Origin of the sequence: Candidatus Protofrankia californiensis (genome assembly GCF_900634765.1) — a bacterium.
Classification (GTDB): domain Bacteria; phylum Actinomycetota; class Actinomycetes; order Frankiales; family Frankiaceae; genus Protofrankia; species Protofrankia californiensis.
The window spans coordinates 18,573-19,314 of record NZ_CAAAFT010000261.1 but is presented as its reverse complement, the minus strand read 5'-3'; the positions used below and the strand labels follow the sequence as shown (position 1 = coordinate 19,314).

General features: G+C 68.6%; 1 protein-coding gene. It reads left to right on the top strand.

The window, feature by feature from the left end:
* The first annotated feature begins 83 nt into the window (after window positions 1–83).
* A complete protein-coding gene (locus DD1DGNOD_RS14275; RefSeq protein ID WP_131766871.1) occupies window positions 84–278 on the top strand; it encodes a DUF5703 family protein in 195 nt (64 codons plus the stop codon).
* Window positions 279–742 lie beyond the last annotated feature (464 nt).

Sequence of the window (742 nt, the reverse complement as noted above, 5' to 3'; positions counted from 1 at the left end):
CTGGAAAGAGGCTCTGCCCCTGTCCCCGGGCACTCTTACGGGTTCGTCACACCGCCAGTCCACCTCGTCGTTACGGTGGCGTCATGGACGTGGAGTATCAGCGGTTGTACCTACCGCCTGGAACGGACCGCCTGCAGGCGCTGGCAGTGCTCACCCTGCACGCCGAGTTCGGTGACTGGGAGCTCGAGCGGCTGCTCCTGTTCCCGGACGGATCCCGGCGTGTGGTGTTACGCCGCCCGCACGAGCGGGGTGGACTGCCCGGCTACCTGCCCACCTGACTGACCGCCTCGGCCCCGTCCTTGTGGCAGCTCCGGTGGCCGGACCGCGATCGCACGTACCCGACCGGTAACCAGCCCGATCACCGGATCAGCGCTGGTCGGTCGCGATGAGACATCCCCCGTGGGTGGGCAACCCGGACGGGCAGACAGGCGTCAGGATGACTGGTAAACGGTAGAAGCCGCACTAACCCGTCAGCAGGGGGACCTGGCCTCCCGGACCTGTCAGATCGGCTTCCGGAGCCCGGGCGCGAGAAGAACCATGATCGCGCGGCCGTTGGCCCTCCAGCCCAAGGACTTGGGCCTCCGGCAGCGCGAAAAGAACATGATCGCGCTGCCTTTGGCCCTCCAGGAAGGACCTGCCGCGATGGTCGACAGCGGATCCGTGCCGCCCGGCGGTCAACCCGGGCCGAGCGAACCCGAACCAGGCGGAACCGGGCCAGGCGGAACCGGGCCACGGGCTGAGC